16 protein-coding genes are annotated in these 16,311 nt (G+C 47.0%); 2 read left to right on the forward strand and 14 right to left on the reverse strand.

Annotation, left to right across the window (positions count from 1 at the left end; translation table 11 throughout):
• Window positions 1-73 precede the first annotated feature (73 nt).
• The 3 genes from ACN6MW_RS00780 to lpdA form a co-directional block, all read right to left on the reverse strand.
• Window positions 74-1,057 (reverse strand): alpha-ketoacid dehydrogenase subunit beta, encoded by a 984-nt coding sequence (locus ACN6MW_RS00780; RefSeq protein WP_419873808.1) that lies wholly within the window; start codon window positions 1,055-1,057, stop codon window positions 74-76.
• Window positions 1,057-2,091 carry a thiamine pyrophosphate-dependent dehydrogenase E1 component subunit alpha gene (locus ACN6MW_RS00785; RefSeq protein ID WP_364149007.1) on the reverse strand — a complete coding sequence of 345 codons (1,035 nt, stop codon included), beginning with the start codon at window positions 2,089-2,091 and terminating at the stop codon, window positions 1,057-1,059. Before ACN6MW_RS00785 ends, ACN6MW_RS00780 begins: the two co-directional genes overlap by 1 nt.
• A 99-nt stretch (window positions 2,092-2,190) precedes the next feature.
• On the reverse strand, window positions 2,191-3,618 hold the full coding sequence (lpdA, locus tag ACN6MW_RS00790; RefSeq protein WP_419873809.1) for a dihydrolipoyl dehydrogenase: 1,428 nt from the start codon (window positions 3,616-3,618) through the stop codon (window positions 2,191-2,193).
• Between the two features lie 218 nt (window positions 3,619-3,836).
• Between lpdA and ACN6MW_RS00795 the strand changes: the two genes are divergently transcribed.
• Window positions 3,837-4,130, forward strand: coding sequence for a DUF2627 domain-containing protein (locus tag ACN6MW_RS00795; RefSeq protein WP_308996699.1), 294 nt, complete (start codon window positions 3,837-3,839; stop codon window positions 4,128-4,130).
• 91 nt (window positions 4,131-4,221) lie between these two features.
• On the opposite strand, the gene coaD is transcribed toward ACN6MW_RS00795, so the two are convergent.
• Window positions 4,222-4,698, reverse strand: coding sequence for a pantetheine-phosphate adenylyltransferase (gene coaD, locus ACN6MW_RS00800; RefSeq protein WP_419873810.1), 477 nt, complete (start codon window positions 4,696-4,698; stop codon window positions 4,222-4,224).
• A 136-nt stretch (window positions 4,699-4,834) separates the two neighbouring features.
• Here coaD and ACN6MW_RS00805 point away from each other — a divergent pair, with 136 nt between their 5' ends.
• Window positions 4,835-5,002 carry a mechanosensitive ion channel protein MscL gene (locus tag ACN6MW_RS00805; protein ID WP_364149012.1) on the forward strand — a complete coding sequence of 56 codons (168 nt, stop codon included), beginning with the start codon at window positions 4,835-4,837 and terminating at the stop codon, window positions 5,000-5,002.
• 505 nt (window positions 5,003-5,507) lie between these two features.
• Here ACN6MW_RS00805 and spo0A read toward each other — a convergent pair.
• From spo0A to xseA, 10 genes are all read right to left on the reverse strand, one after another.
• Window positions 5,508-6,320: a sporulation transcription factor Spo0A gene (spo0A, locus tag ACN6MW_RS00810; protein ID WP_419873811.1), complete on the reverse strand. Its 813-nt coding sequence runs from the start codon at window positions 6,318-6,320 to the stop codon at window positions 5,508-5,510.
• A 296-nt stretch (window positions 6,321-6,616) separates the two neighbouring features.
• Window positions 6,617-7,945 carry a SpoIVB peptidase gene (gene spoIVB / locus ACN6MW_RS00815; protein WP_419873812.1) on the reverse strand — a complete coding sequence of 443 codons (1,329 nt, stop codon included), beginning with the start codon at window positions 7,943-7,945 and terminating at the stop codon, window positions 6,617-6,619.
• 123 nt (window positions 7,946-8,068) lie between these two features.
• Window positions 8,069-9,781, reverse strand: a complete 1,713-nt coding sequence (gene recN, locus ACN6MW_RS00820; RefSeq protein WP_419873813.1) for a DNA repair protein RecN — start codon at window positions 9,779-9,781, stop codon at window positions 8,069-8,071.
• A gap of 15 nt (window positions 9,782-9,796) precedes the next feature.
• The gene (ahrC, locus tag ACN6MW_RS00825; protein WP_364149110.1) at window positions 9,797-10,249 is read right to left on the reverse strand and encodes a transcriptional regulator AhrC/ArgR; all 453 of its coding nucleotides are present in this window, start codon (window positions 10,247-10,249) and stop codon (window positions 9,797-9,799) included.
• 20 nt (window positions 10,250-10,269) lie between these two features.
• A complete protein-coding gene (locus tag ACN6MW_RS00830) occupies window positions 10,270-10,734 on the reverse strand; it encodes a hypothetical protein (protein WP_419873814.1) in 465 nt (154 codons plus the stop codon).
• A 187-nt stretch (window positions 10,735-10,921) separates the two neighbouring features.
• The gene (locus tag ACN6MW_RS00835; RefSeq protein WP_419873815.1) at window positions 10,922-11,752 is read right to left on the reverse strand and encodes a TlyA family RNA methyltransferase; all 831 of its coding nucleotides are present in this window, start codon (window positions 11,750-11,752) and stop codon (window positions 10,922-10,924) included.
• Window positions 11,753-11,768: 16 nt separating this feature from the next.
• Window positions 11,769-13,667 (reverse strand): 1-deoxy-D-xylulose-5-phosphate synthase, encoded by a 1,899-nt coding sequence (gene dxs, locus ACN6MW_RS00840; RefSeq protein WP_419873816.1) that lies wholly within the window; start codon window positions 13,665-13,667, stop codon window positions 11,769-11,771.
• 118 nt (window positions 13,668-13,785) lie between these two features.
• On the reverse strand, window positions 13,786-14,700 hold the full coding sequence (locus ACN6MW_RS00845; RefSeq protein ID WP_419873817.1) for a polyprenyl synthetase family protein: 915 nt from the start codon (window positions 14,698-14,700) through the stop codon (window positions 13,786-13,788).
• A gap of 2 nt (window positions 14,701-14,702) precedes the next feature.
• On the reverse strand, window positions 14,703-14,957 hold the full coding sequence (gene xseB / locus ACN6MW_RS00850; protein ID WP_364149118.1) for an exodeoxyribonuclease VII small subunit: 255 nt from the start codon (window positions 14,955-14,957) through the stop codon (window positions 14,703-14,705).
• A complete protein-coding gene (gene xseA / locus ACN6MW_RS00855) occupies window positions 14,935-16,311 on the reverse strand; it encodes an exodeoxyribonuclease VII large subunit (RefSeq protein WP_419873818.1) in 1,377 nt (458 codons plus the stop codon). The genes xseB and xseA overlap by 23 nt, the downstream gene beginning before the upstream one ends.

Raw genomic sequence — 16,311 nt, forward strand, 5'->3', positions numbered from 1 at the left:
CTCTGGCGGCGCAGCATACGTTTCGCGGTGACATTTATGCTTGGATATATTGGTTCTTATATCCCCTGGTATTCTAATATAGCGCTAGCTGACGCATCGCTTCTTTTACTTTTTCTTTATTGAGCATAAAAAATTTCTCGCCAGGCGGGTTGATCGGCATCGCAGGCACGTCAGGTCCGCAAAGCCTCATAATCGGAGCATCCAGCTCGTACAGCAGCTCTTCCGCTATAATCGCGGATACTTCCGCGCCAACGCCGCCCGTCTTATTATCTTCGTGGATAATAAGCACCTTGCCCGTTTTACGGACCGCTTCGAGTATACCTTCTTTATCAAGAGGCTGAAGCGTACGCAAATCGAGAATATGAGCGCTGATGCCTTCGCCCGCTAGTTCGGCAGCTGCCTGCTCGACAAAATGAAGCGGCAGGCTATAACCGATAACCGTGATGTCATCGCCTTCGCGAAGAACGTTCGCTTTCCCGATCGGGACAATATAATCCTCATCGGGAACTTCTCCGGTGATGAGCTTATAGCATTTTTTATTTTCAAAATATAGCACGGGATCAGGATCGCGTACTGCGGCCTTCAGCAAGCCCTTTGCGTCATACGCGCGGTAAGGCGCAACGATTTTCAAACCCGGTGTGCCGAAAAAGACGGACTCCGGACATTGCGAATGATACAGTCCGCCAAATACTCCTCCGCCAATCGGGGCACGGATAACAAGCGGACATGTCCAATCGTTATTTGAGCGGTAACGGATTTTGGCCGCTTCGCTAATAATTTGATTCGTCGCTGGGAACATGAAATCAGAATACTGCATTTCCGCTATCGGCTTCATTCCATACATTGCCGCACCGATGGCGACGCCTGCGATGGCTGACTCCGCTAACGGCGTATCAAGCGCACGCATCTCGCCGAACTGCTCTTGAAGCCCTTTCGTCGTCGTGAATACGCCCCCTTTAAGACCAACGTCCTCTCCGAGTACGAACACATCCTCGTCGCGCTGCATTTCTTCTTTCATTGCCTGCCGAATAGCGTCAATATATTCGATAACTGCCATTATTCCTTGCCTCCTTGCTCTGCATCATCCGCATAAACATGTAGCAATGTAGATTCCGGCGTCGGAAACGGCGCTTTATCGCCATATTCAGTAGCTTCGTCAAGCAACTTGCGGATTTTGGCCAAAAGCTCCGTCTCAAGCTCCTCATTCCAAATACCGCAATCTATGAGGTATTGCTTATATTTAGGTATGCCGTCTTTCGCCCGATTGAGATCAACCTCTTCCTTCGTGCGGTAAGCAAGGTCATTATCCGATGTTGAATGCGGAGAGATCCGGTACATTAACGCTTCAATAAGGGTCGGACCCTCTCCTGCAATAGCGCGCTCGCGAGCTTCCTTAACGACACGGAAAACTTCCAGCGCATCGTTTCCGTCTACCTGGTAACCAGGGAAGCCATAGCCGATGGCACGGTCAGCAACCGTACCTGCAAGCTGCTTATGTATAGGCACCGATATGGCGTATTGATTATTTTCGCACATGAAAATAACAGGCAGCTTGTGTACGCCTGCAAAGTTGCAGCCCTCGTGGAAATCCCCCTGATTGCTTGAGCCTTCGCCGAAGGTCACGAAGCTGACGAGCGGATTGTTCTTCATTTTTGCCGCAAGAGCAATGCCTACCGCATGAGGAACCTGTGTCGTTACCGGGCTTGACCCCGTTACGATACGCAGCTTCTTGGAGCCGAAGTGGCCCGGCATCTGGCGCCCGCCGCTATTAGGATCTTCGGCTTTCGCAAATACCGACAGCAATAAATCGCGCAGCGTCATTCCGACGGACAGCACAAAGCCATAATCGCGGTAATACGGTAAAAAATAATCATTTTCCCGATCGAGCGCATAAGCTGCTGCTACCTGCGCCACTTCTTGACCAACACCGGAAACGTGGAAATTAATTTTACCCGCGCGCTGCAGGAGCAGCATGCGCTCGTCAAACTTACGTGCTGTCACCATGGTTGCGTACATATCAATTGCTTGCTCATCGCTAAGCCCTAATTCCAAATGACGAACATTTTGCCCAGTGGAAGCAGATTGGGTCATAAGGTGTTCCTCCTTTTTTTAAGCTCTATTGTAACCTGGTACTAAGACTTGATCATATACATTATAACTCCATTTGATTCAAAAAGAAAACAGTCTTCCTTAGAACGAAATTGCGTTGCCGTCAACCGCAAGCATGGCTTCACCAAGCGCCTCTGCAAGCGTCGGATGCGGGTGAATCATTTGGCCGACCTCCCAAGGCGTCGCGTTCAGAACACTCGCCAGCGCCGCCTCAGATATTAAATCCGTCGCATGGGCTCCGATCATATGAACGCCGACGATATCATTCGTCTTCCGATCGGCTATTACTTTGACGAATCCGTCCTTCTCTCCCATAACTAGTGCCTTGCCGATCGCTTGGAACGGTATTTTACCCGTCTTGATATCATGGCCCTTCGCGCGCGCGCCATCCTCTGTTAATCCGTAGGAAGCAATTTCGGGACGTGAGTAAATGCATCTAGGAATAAGATGTGCTTCAACGGCTGCCGGCTTCTCCCCGCTAATGTGCTCAGCCGCGATTAATCCCTCATGTGCTGCGGCATGCGCAAGCTGTACTCCGCCAATGACATCCCCGATGGCATAAATATGCGGCTCGCTCGTTTGGCCGTAAGCATTGACTTCGATCATGCCATTTACTGTGCGGATGTCGGTATTTTCAAGGCCGATGCCTTCAACATTCGCTTGGCGCCCGACAGAAACCAGCAGCTTCTCAGCCGTTAGCATGACATCACCGTCCGTTGTGGCGGCCACGATAGAAACCTCGCCGTTTTCACCTTTATATTGGTCAGTTTGCAGCTGTACGCCTGTTAGTATACGTACTCCGCGCTTGCCAAGCAGCCTGGTCAGCTCTGCCGAAACCTCGGTGTCCTCGCCCGGCAGCAAGCGCGAGCCTGCTTCTACCAACGTCACCTGCACTCCGAAATCCTGAAGCATCGATGCCCACTCCACGCCGATCACGCCTCCGCCGACGATGATGATCGAGCTTGGCAGCTTGTCCATCACCAACGCTTCGTCGCTCGACATGATATATTCGCCATCCGGCGTCAATCCCGGCAAGTTGCGGGGTCTTGATCCTGTGGCGATGATGAGATTGGTTGATACGACCGACTCCATCTCCCCATCTGGCAGTTCGACAGCCAGCGAACCGCTGCGCGGCGAGAAAATGGAAGGGCCGATTACTCTTCCCTTCCCTTGTATGATTTGAATTCCGTTTTTCTTCATCAAGCTTTGAAGACCTCTGAACAACTGCTCCACGGTCTGCAGCTTTCGATCCTGAACCTTATCGAAATCCAATGAAACGGCTCCGTCAGCAACTTGTATGCCGTATGAGCTTGCTTCGAGCAAGGTAGAATACACTTCCGCGCTGCGGAGCAGCGATTTACTTGGAATACATCCTTTATGTAAGCAAGTTCCTCCGAGTTTGTCCATTTCTATAATCGCTACCGATTTGCCTAGTTGTGCTGCGCGAATGGCTGCCGTATATCCTCCTGGTCCGCCACCGAGTACAGCCACGTCTACCTGTATTGCCATAATATCATTCCCTCCGTCATTACCTTCGCTATATGCTGGTATTGCCTATTCTTTTTCGTACCCTAATGTGCCCATTGGCATTGTAACATGACATTCATCCTTATTGTACCTGTTTTTACGGCCAAAGGCATCGTCGTTTTGCGAAATAGACACTCCCTGCGTAAAAAGGTATGATAGAGCTAACTGTATATTTTGACCGATAAGGAGACACTGTATTTATGAAATTAGTAGCTGCCCGTTTTATTGCAATCCTCATGCTCGTTATTCCCGGACTGCTTGCTTGCTTTGGTTTTTTAAAAATGAAAGATTCCATATTCGTTTATTTTTCCGAATTTGGCGACACAACCATTACGCCGGATTTTGAATGGCTGAAATTTTTGCTAGGCTTTATCATGTTTGCTGCAGGCGCAGGCTTTATTGCCGGCTGGACCTTTTTCCGCGACCGCAAACGCAATTATGTCGCTCCCCGCTTCAAGCAGAAGCGTCCTCGTCCGCCGAAGCCGCAAAGCTAGCATCATTAATTAAACCGCCAAGCTTGGATCTGTTATGATCCCTGATTGGCGGTTTTCTTTTGTTTGTATTTTCAATGATGTTTAATCACTGTTAATCCACGTATTCAAGCATCTGCATATAAGCTTTGGGCACCATGTAGGTTGCCGCCAGCTCTGTTTTGTCAGACATTAGAAACATTCTGACTAACGAGCTGCTTGTTTGCATGTAATGCGTATATGGCGACAAATAAATCGTATCGGCCATCGTCGTATTTCGAATATATTGCTCAAGCTGCAGCTCATATTCAAGATCCGTAGCATTTCGGATCCCCCGGATTACAACGTTGATGTCATTCTTATTAATATAATCCGCCACGATTCCCTCATATGGAACAATTTGCAGCTTTTCTTCCTGAGGAATAGACAAAGCTACCAGTTCAGTTCGCTGATCGATCGTAAAATGATGTTTTTTCGAGCGATTGTTAGCAACAATAATATGGACCTCGCTAAACAATTGGAAAGCCCTTTCGATAACAGAAACATGGCCAAGCGTTATGGGATCAAAGCTTCCAGCATATACCGCCTTCATCCTGCCACCTCTATTCGGTTAATTTACATTGCGATGATGCTTTTTAAATAAGATTACATTTGTCAGCATTTCATTTTATGATGTCGAAATAGATCAGGGTTAAGATAAGACTATCATAAAAAGAAGAGGTGCTAAGATGACCATCGTATTCGACGTTACCGTAGACGGGAAAGTAAAAGAAACCATTCAGCCAAAGACACAGCGTTTAAAAGAAATCCATAGCTTTATCAAAGCAGAATCTACGGGTTTAATCAAGAAATATGGGAACAACGTTTATTTAAACCGTAGAGTTGTTTACAACTAAGGCATCCTAAGAGGGCCTTTTTTTTTTGTTCCTCATAAGCTGCAATAAGAAAACCGAGACAATTGTTGTCTCGGCCTCAATCGTTAAAGCTTCAATTGCCATACAGAACTATGTAATGTTATTCGTTATTCGATTATCTTTAAAACCGTTTTCTGTTTTTGATTGTTACTAGTTACAATCCCCGCAGCCACACCAATGTGCCGTTAGCAAACTCTCCAGCATATATTCCAGCGTTATCCGTCGCTTTTTGCACGCCGTCTCCAATCTTCTTCATGAAATTACTTCCGGCAACCTCGCAAACAACCAATGATATCCATAAAAAATACCGCTGCTCCATCGGGTTATCTCAAACCCAATAAAATAGCGGTATTGTTTAAAAGACCACAAAGAAGAAAATAGAGTCGGTATCGTAACGAACTTTAGTATTTACCGCCAAATCCGTTCTGACTGTAAACGCCTTCCAAAAATTCGAAACTCATAACCGTTACCTTAATTCCCCCCCCTCTCAGCTAACTTTATGCTCAATCCGCAGCTTATCAGCCACCATCGCAATGAACTCCGAATTCGTGGGCTTTGATTTGCTGATGTTGATGGTGTAGCCGAACAAGTGAGAGATGCTGTCGATATTGCCGCGCGTCCAAGCGACTTCGATCGCGTGACGGATTGCGCGTTCAACGCGGGATGGCGTTGTTTTGAATTTTTCTGCGATTGCAGGATACAGTGTTTTGGTGATTGCGCCAAGAATTTCAATGTTGTTGTATACCATTGTAATTGCCTCACGCAAATATTGGTAGCCTTTGATATGCGCTGGTACGCCAATTTCATGAATGATGCTTGTTATATTGGCATCTAGGTTTTTTCCTTTTGGAATAGGCACCACATTCGATTTCAACGAGGATGAGCTGGTCGTAAAGCTGCCCGTTGAGGAATACGTTGGATTACCAACTAGTTGGCGAATCCGGTTAGCTAAAATATCCATATCGAATGGTTTCAAAATATAATAAGAGGCACCAAGCTGTACCGCTTTTTGCGTAATATTTTCTTGACCAAAAGCAGTCAGCATAATAATTTTTGGCATGGGGGAAAGGTTCATTTCTTTCAGACGCTCGAGAACACCCAATCCGTCTAAATGAGGCATAATAATATCTAGGATAAGTACATCCGGACAATTTCTCGTTTCCTCCAAATGTCTAAGAACCTCTTCTCCGTTGTACGCGACTCCACTCACACTCATATCACTTTGTTCGGATATGTATTCCGATAACAGGTTAGTAAATTCCCGGTTGTCATCTGCTAATAATACTTCGATCTTATGCAAGTTGTGGTCCTCCTCTTAATGATATTGATGATTACGCTCACTAGTTGTCTGCTTAAAGTTTTCGACATGTAGAGTTGAATTCCTTCTGTCGAAAATTATTTTTCTTTATTTTTTTAAGCCGATTCGATATAATTAAAAATTTATTACATGTACCGATTCCATTCGTTTTGTTTCGACAAATTTCATTGCTCATTTGAATACTCACGCGGTTTTTAATTTAAAGGATCCGCAGCGAAAAAAACGTCTGCTTTAGCTTTACCACAGCTTAAGCAGACGTTTTATTTATCAAATGCTTATTATGCAGCTTCACCGGTAAATCCATTTGCTGATTTCAACAAAACGCCTGCATCCTGAAGCATCCACTCGATAAAGCAGCCATAACCAGACGAAGGATCATTAACGAAAACATGTGTAACGGCTCCCACTAACTTCCCGTCTTGAATAATTGGACTTCCTGACATTCCTTGAACAATGCCGCCTGTTTTGCTTAGCAAACGCTTGTCCGTTATTTTAATTACCATACCTTTTGTTGCTGGGCCAGATTGCTTGGATACATGAACGATCTCAATATCAAAACGTTCAACCTTCTGTCCATTCACAACAGTCAAAATTTGCGCCGAACCTTCTTTAACATCTTCGGCAAAAGCGACGGGAACCGATTTCTCGCTGTAGCTATGCGTTGGAACTTCATTCATTTTGCCGAAAATACCAAAAGGTGTATTCCGCTCCACGTTACCTAATATTTTGCTTTCTTTCACAAAATGCGCTCTTTTTTCTCCCGGCTCGCCATTTTGGCTTTTGTTAATGGACGTAACGCTGGACTGTAAGATCTGGCCTTCTCCGACATCGATAGGTGTTTGCGTGTCCATATCGGTAATTACATGCCCTAGTGCTCCGTATACGCCTTGATCAGGAGCATAAAAAGTAAGCGTGCCTACCCCCGCAGCTGAATCACGGATATACAACCCTAATCGCCACGCTTTGTCCTCTGCATCAAAAACAGGATTCAAAAGCGTTTTGTTCAATTGACCGTCTCGTTTGTAAGTGACTTCGAGCGGCCGTTTATCCATGCCAGCCTTCTCGCTAAGCTCTGCAACCCTGTGAACTTGATTAATGCTCGTACCATTGATCTTTACGATCAAATCGCCTAGACGCAGTCCTGCGGCCTCGCCCGGGGATTGCTTCATCCCGTTGCTCCCAGCCACCTGATGATGGCCTACGACCAAAATGCCGGATGATTTGACCTTGACGCCAATCGTTTGCCCGCCTGGAATGACACGTAAATCAGGTACTACATTTACTTTTACGGTCTTGAATGGAATTTTACCAAATAATTTCACTTTCATTTTGGTTTGACCGCTTTGATTCGACTGCAGTGACAATGGTTCGTTCAAATTTACGGATAAAGAATGACTGGTTGATCCGTTAATCTGAAGCATTTGTGGGTCGACCGTTACTTCTGCATGAACGGGCACTCCGTATTGTAATCGTTTCAGCTGCCCGGAGAATAAACGAAGTTCATTCGGGATTGCGGCAAAATGTTGAAACGGTGTGGAGCTTCCGATCATGCAAATGAAGAAAACGAGAACTAGGCCAAACCATCGCTTCCTTTGATTGGAGTTCAATGATTTCACGCTCCCTGTAATTCCATCGCATGACGAAAAAGGTTATGTCGCCATTGGCGTACCTTTAAGTTACCCTCACCCGCATGTTTTATGTCCGCAAAAAGATTCCCTTATTGGCTTCCATTACGCCCCTTTCTGTCTGTGAGCCAAATCAAGCATTTCTTGTGCATGATGCCTTGTTTTTTCCGTGACTTCCACGCCGCCGAGCATACGGGCAAGCTCATCAATGCGAACCGTATCAAGGAGTTCCTTAACGGAAGTCGAAGTTCGGGCACCGATAACCTGTTTGCGTATTTCATAATGATGATCGGCCATGCATGCCACCTGAGGCAGATGAGTAATGGAGAAAACTTGGCACTTGGATGCAAGCTGAGACATTTTCTCAGCAATCGCTTGTGCAGCTCTTCCGCTTACGCCGGTATCAACCTCATCGAAAATAAGGACAGGCACTTGATCGATTTCGGCAAATATGCTCTTAAGAGCAAGCATTATCCGGGACATTTCCCCCCCGGAAGCAATCTTGCTTAGCTGCTTCATTGGTTCGCCCGGATTAGTGGAGAGCATAAAGATCGCTTCATCCATCCCATTTGAATGTAAACGGATTTGCTTCGTTTCACCGGAGCCTGCGACTGTGGTATCGATTTGGACACAGAACTTCGCCGACGGCATTTGAAGCTGTTCCAGCTCGTTCTCAATCGCCTCGGACAGCTTGGCAGCAGCATGCTCACGCAGCAGCGATAATTCCTTCGCCAAAACCAATGCTTGTTCGTAAAGCTTGGATTCTTCTAAGCGCAGCTCCTCTAAGAGCTGGTCTCGATTTTCGATTTTGTCGCGATCTATCATTGTTCGATCTAAATAAGCTAGAATATCGGGAATCGACTCCCCGTATTTGCGTTTCAAACCGTTGATCAAATCAAGTCTGTCTTCTACCTGTGACAGCTCATCTGGATCTGATTCGATTCCATCTCTATAATCACGAAGCTGGAATGCCGCATCCTCCGCTTGATAAAAGGCCGATTGCAGCTGTTCGAGCAGCGGGTTTAATTTTGCCGGGTCATAAGTCTGAATATCAATCAGTTTTGCAACCGCCTTGCTAACCATATCTAAACCTTTGCCGCCGTAGAGCAAATCGTATGCCTCAGAAACCGCATCCATTCTTTTCCCCGCATACATTAGCTTGCGCCGTTGTTCAGCCAGTAATTCATCCTCCTGCGGCTTTAGCTGCGCGTTCGAAATTTCCTCGATTTGAAACCGGTACAGATCAAGCATTTGCACATTTTGTCTTGTTGAATTTTCCAAATCGCGAAGTGCGGCCCTCGTTTGCTGGAGCCCGCTGAATACGCTGCGGTAATTTTGTTTGCGTTCAATTAGTAAATCACCCGCGAATAAGTCCAGCCACTCCAAATGCTGCTCCGTACGAAGCAGTGATTGATGTTCATGCTGACCATGTATATTCACAAGGCATTCGCCGATTTCCCTTAACATCGTCATCGTAACAAGCTGTCCGTTCACCCGGCTGCTGCTTTTCCCATGCGCAGAAAGCTCCCGTCTAATAACCAGCATTTCCTCACAAGAAGCATGTACCCCCAGCTTGGTCAGTACGCCCCATACCGGATGGTTACCGGGAAGATCAAATAACGCCTCCATCTCAGCCTTGTCACATCCGTAACGAACCATGTCTGCGGACCCTCTGCCGCCTACCAGCAAGCTTAGGGCATCAATTAAGATCGATTTACCAGCTCCTGTTTCTCCTGTCAACACATGAAAGCCTTGGTGAAAAGTAACGTTCACTTCTTCAATTACCGCTAAATTCCTTATCGACAACTCACGCAGCATGGTTGATTACCTCCCTTAGTTCAACAGCTCAAGTATTCGTTCTACGACTTCGCCGCTTTGCGTTTTCGTCCGGCAGATCATTAAAATGGTATCGTCGCCGCAAATGGTACCCATCACCTCTGACCATTCCATGTTATCGACTAATGCGCAAATCGCATTCGCGGACCCAGGCAGACATTTCATCACAACGAGGTTATCCGTATAGTCAATATGTACGAAATGATCAAACAAAGCGCGCTTGAGCTTATGGATCGGATTTTGTTTCTGATGCTCATGAGGAAGAGAGTACTTGTACTTTCCTTCGCCTTCAGGCACCTTTATCAACATTAATTCCTTCATATCGCGCGAAACGGTTGCCTGGGTCACCTGCATTCCCGAGTCGCGAAGCGCCTCAACCAGCTCCTCCTGCGTTTCGATTACCCGGTTGGTAATAATTTCTTTGATTCGGTATTGACGAATCCCTTTCATGAAAAAACCTCCGTGAAATATTATTCTGATATGTGGAAAGTGATTTTTCGGATGAGCTTTTCTTTCGCATCCACGAATAATACACCCTCACATTCGGGCAGAAGGAGCGAATAAACAAGTAAACGGTCCCTCACTCCGCTTGGCGTCCAGTCGATCGGCATCCGATCACGCGCCGTCTTCACGATGTATGTGCAATTATCCTTTTCCGCAATGTAATCAATATATAACCGGCTTCCCTTCCCAAGCGGCACATCATTCAGCTTGATAGGAATCGGCACTAAATGCTTGCCAGAGCTTACCTCGTAGCCGGCTTGCTCCAACAATATAATATTTTCGTCATCTGCTGCAAGCTCACCGCCTTTTCCCAGCTTTAACCGATTAACGCTTGCAGGCTCATGCAGCCATCGGTGAAAGATTCGAAACAACCAAGCGATAAATATACCGCCGGCTAACAGCATAATAATTAGATCTCCGTAAGTCCCCACCAGCATCCCCCATTCGTAAATGGATTGTTTCTTTAATCGTTCGCTATGGTGGGGGCATTTTCCTGTATGGCGCAGGACCCGAACGTTTGTTTGCTTTTCTATAGTTTATCAAATGGAGCGTGCTGCTGTAAAGTAAAAAAGATGCCGGCAGCTAAAACACCGCTCGGCACCTTCCTCGTACATTTTATTATTTATTGGTGGTAAAGGTCTCATTCGCCTGCTTGACCAATTCCGCTAAAGATGCATCATTTGGAATCAAAGCGTTCGGCTCGGCAGACCAAGCCCAGTACGCCAAAAATTCGATATTTCCTTCTCCGCCCGTTATAGGAGAAAAAGTGATATCCTGCAAAGAGTACCCTAGTTCAGCAGCTGTAGTCAAAACCTTCCGAAGCACATCTCTATGCACGGCCGAATCGCGAACAACACCCGATTTACCGACCTTTTCGCGGCCAGCCTCAAATTGCGGCTTTATCAGAGCTACAATTCCTGAACCAACCGACAATAAAGTTGATAATGCCGGCAATATATGCTTTAACGAGATAAAGGATACATCAATGCTTGCGAAAGTTGGCTGAGGACCTATTAAGTCAGCAGGCTGCGTATATCGGAAGTTGGTCCGCTCCATTACATGGACGCGTTCATCCTGTCTTAGCGACCAATCCAACTGGTTATAGCCGACGTCTATCGCATAGACATAGGATGCCCCGTTCTGAAGGGCACAATCCGTAAATCCGCCTGTAGACGCACCGATATCGAGCATTACGCGGCCATTCAAATCGATCCCGAACGTCCGGATGGCTTTTTCAAGCTTCAAGCCACCGCGGCTGACATAAGGATGGAGCGCGCCTTTTACCTTAATATCAGCCGTCCGGGCCACTTTCATGCCGCTTTTGTCAACAGGCTCATCGTTGACAAGCACAAGTCCCGCCATCAATGCGGCTTTTGCTTTTTCTCTGCTTTCATAGAATCCACGCTCAACCAGAAGCACGTCTATCCGTTCTTTTGCTGTTGTTGTCATCTTTCTCCCTCAATCGTTACTGTTGACCAGTAACCCGCTTCATGCGTCTTGGCTGCATGGTTTTCAATTCTGTAGCAACCCGCTCAGCCGTTAATCCGATTTCTTTCCGTTGTTCCTTAATCGTCCCATGCTCTACAAAGATATCAGGCACGCCAATAATCCGAATAGTCAAGCCATAAATGCCCTTGAGCGAATAAAACTCCAGAACGGAGCTTCCTAATCCGCCAAGCTCTGCGTTTTCCTCTAACACGATCATATGCTTGCCCTCAGAAGCCAAGGCCAGCAGCATTTGTTCGTCAAGAGGCTTAATAAACCGCGCATTTACGATTTGAACATTGATGCCTTCGCGCTTCAGAAGTTCTGCAGCTTCTTCGGCAACCTGGAGCATCGGTCCGATTGCCATAATGACGCCAGAATCACCTTCGCGCACCGTTTCCCACGTTCCAATAGGAAGTGCTTGCGGGTTTGGATCCATCTCGACTCCTAAACCAGCGATACGCGGATAACGGACAGCGATCGGGCCATCGTCGTAATCGACTGCCGTCTTCAGCATTTGTCTTAACTCATTCTCATCCTTCGGCATCATAATAACCAAATTAGGAATATGTCTCAAAAAAGAAATATCGTAAACGCCGTGATGGGTTTCTCCGTCAGGTCCTACAAACCCAGCACGGTCAATTGCAAAAATTACATTTAGGTTTTGACGGCAAATATCGTGGACGACCTGGTCGTATGCACGTTGCAAGAAGGTCGAATATACGGCAAACACTGGTTTCATGCCTTCCATGGCAAGGGCTCCTGACATGGTAGCAGCATGCTGCTCAGCAATGCCGACATCAATCATCCGGTTCGGGAATCTTGCCGCAAAAGGTAGCAAGCCTGAGCCGCCTGGCATTGCCGGCGTAACAGCTACAATTCGATCATCTTTCTCAGCCAATTCGATTAGCATTTCGCCAAATACATCCGTATATACGGGCGGTCCAACGGCCTTAACGACTTGACCGGATTCAATCTTATACGGCGTAATGCCATGCCATTTGAAGGAATCGGCTTCGGCTGGCGAATATCCTTTGCCTTTTACCGTCAGTACGTGAACGAGTACCGGTCCAGGCATCGAATCCGCCTGCTTCATGATATCGATCACTTGCTCCATATCGTGACCATCAACCGGACCTAGGTAAGTAAATCCGAACTGTTCAAACAAAATGCCGCTGACCAGCAAATATTTCAAGCTGTCCTTGAACCTTTCAGCCGTCTTGGCCAGCTTCCCGCCAATGGCCGGAATTTTGTTCAATAACTGCTGAAGCTCGTCTTTGGCTTTATGATAATGACGATCTGTTCGTATTTTCCCTAAATAATGATGCAAAGCACCGACATTCGGCGCAATGGACATTTCATTGTCATTCAAGATAACGATCAAATCTTTTTTCTCATGTCCGATATGATTAAGCGCCTCTAAAGCCATACCGCCTGTAAGGGCACCATCGCCTATGACGGCAACTACGCGGTTGCTTTCGCCCTTCAAATCACGGGCAAGCGCCATCCCCATTGCCGCAGACAATGAAGTGCTGCTGTGTCCGGCTTCCCAAACATCATGCTCGCTTTCGGCACGTTTGACAAAGCCGCATAAACCTTTATATTTTCGGAGAGTATCAAACCGATCCATGCGGCCGGTCAAAATTTTGTGGACATAAGATTGATGACCCACATCAAATATGAATTTATCTTCAGGACTATTGAATAAATAATGCATGGCTAGGGTCAGCTCAACGACTCCTAAGTTAGGAGCGAGATGACCACCCGTAACGGAAAGCTTCTCAATAAGGAACTGACGGATTTCAGCGGCCAGTTGCTCTAGCTGAGCGGTTGTCAAAGCTTTCAAATCTTGAGGTCCGTTAATCTGGTCAAGCAGCACGTTACTTTCCTCGCTTTCGCGGACAGATCATAAATACCGTCCCATGAACATCTACATTTTTCCTATTATAGCATACTGCGATTTTTTTCCCAACCAAAATGGAAAAAGCACTGCATTCTCAATGATCGCGTTGAACGAGATAGTCCGCAATTTCAAGCAGCCGGCCCGGTTCTTTAAAATCCGCTTCCAGGATTGACGACTTGGCTTCTTGGGTTAACCGTTCAACCTGAGCTTTGCTTTCTTCTATTCCGATAAGGAAAGGATAGGTTACTTTATTTTGTTCCAAATCGCTGTTCGTTTTTTTGCCAAGCTTCTTCTCGTCACCGATAAGATCGAGAATATCATCCTGAATTTGAAAAGCAAGCCCGATGTTGCGTCCATAACGAGCAAGAAGGTCAAGCTGCTTCTCTGTCGCTCCCCCGATACGGCCCCCTGCCGTTACCGAGAAAGCGATAAGATCGCTTGTTTTGTGCAAATGAATATATTCGAGTTCAAGAATGGACGTAATGCCTTGCTCGCCAAGCATATCGGCTACCTGGCCGCCCACCATTCCCGGCGCTCCAGCCAGCTTGGCTAAGTCCTCAACAATGGCAAGTGCAATTTCGGCACCGATCCCGCCTTGGCGTGCAGCTTGAGGAATAAGATGAAAAGCATGCGTAAGCAGCGCATCCCCGGCTAAAATAGCCATCGCCTCGCCAAACACCTTATGATTCGTAAGCTTGCCTCTGCGATAATCATCATTATCCATGGCAGGCAGATCATCATGCACCAGGGAATAGGTATGAATAAATTCAACCGCGCAGGCAACAGGCATCGCAGCATTAATCACAGCCGCATTGCCCTGTACCGCTTCGGCAGCCGAAAGCACGAGGGCTGGTCTTAGACGTTTGCCGCCTGCTTCTAACGAATAAAGCATCGCTTTCCTTAATTGCTCGGGAATATCCCATGAGCTCGGCAGCGATTGTTTAAGCGTAGCCTCGATTAGCTCCGCGCACTGCGATAAATACGTTTTGATTGCGACCTTCTCGTTCAAGCTTATTCCCCTTTATCCTCGTTCACGTCTGCAAACGGTTTTTTCTGAAAGCCCTGCTCCGTCTCAATCAACAATTCTATTTTGCGTTCAACTTGCTCAAGCTTGCCTCCGCAAAGCTGCGACAGCTTCATTCCTTCTTGAAACAACTCAATTGCAGTTTCAAGAGGCACGTCGCCGTTCTCAAGTTTAGAAACAATCGAATCTAACCTTTCCATCGCTTGCTCAAAAGTTAGCTCACTCTCTTTCTTTGCTGCCATCCATCCGAGCTCCTCTCAATGAATCTACATGACAATCCAGTTGACCGTCTGCTACCTTCACCTTAACGATATCGCCTGGCTTCACATCTTGAATCGTTTTGATTAAACGCTGCTCTTGTTCGTCATAAACCAGGCTGTAACCCCTAGACATAACCTTCAAGGGACTTAAAGCGTCCAACTGCTTCATCGCACTGTAAAGCCTATGGTTCTTCTCTTTTACGGATATGCCCATGGCATGCTCCAATTGTTTATGTGCCGACTGCCACCTTTTCGAAGCAAAGGCCACCCTCTCACCGGGATGGTGGCCTGCAAGCGTGGTTTGCAATCTGGCTAGTCTTGTATGACCGCGATCGGTTATTCGCTTTGTACGCTGCTCCAGACGTTCCGTCAAACGGTCGAGACGCTCGGCCTGCTCCAATAAGTACTTTCTTGGATATAAGAAGAAAGGCGAACGCCGGATGCGCTGCAATTTTTCCTTCTCGTTTTGGACGCGGTAACGAATACCTTGTTCGAGCCGCTGCTTCTGCCGCCGAAGCTGCTGCTGTAATTCCGCTATACTCGGAACGGCCAGCTCTGCTGCTGCAGTTGGCGTCGCAGCACGTAAATCCGCGACGAAGTCCGCGATCGTAAAATCCGTTTCATGCCCTACTGCGCTTATTACCGGAATCGCAGAAGCCGCAATGCTCCGAGCAACCGCTTCCTCGTTAAAAGCCCATAGCTCTTCAAGGGATCCGCCGCCGCGCCCAACTATTAATACGTCGACTTCGCCGAAACGGTTCATAGCCTCGATCGCCTTGACAATGGCGGGTGCGGCTTGGGTTCCTTGAACTAGCACCGGGTATACGTATATCGGTATTAACGGATAACGCCGCTGTAACGTTATGATTATATCTCTTACCGCCGCACCTGTAGGAGAAGTAATGACACCGATTGCGCGCGGAAAAAGAGGAATCGGCCGTTTGCGTGATTGCGCAAAAAGCCCCTCATTAGTTAGCTTGCTCTTCAACTGCTCGAATGCGAGATATAAGCTGCCGATTCCGTCAGGCTGCATGGAATTGACGTAAAACTGATAATTCCCATCGCGTTCGTAGACGGAAATATTCCCTCTCGCAATCACCTTCGTCCCCTCTTTGGGGATAAACGGAAGACGCTGGTTTTGGGAAGCAAACATAATCGATTTTATTCGGCTGTCGCTATCCTTTAGCGTAAAATACATATGTCCGCTTGAGTGATGAGTGAAATTCGAGATCTCGCCGCGCAGCCAAACATCGCCCAGCAGCAAATCCGACTCCATTTTCATTTTAATGTAGCGGTTAAGCTCTTTTATGGAATAAATTCGCGGCTGATCTGCCAT

Source organism: Pristimantibacillus sp. PTI5 (assembly GCF_048572955.1).
GTDB lineage: Bacteria > Bacillota > Bacilli > Paenibacillales > Paenibacillaceae > Pristimantibacillus.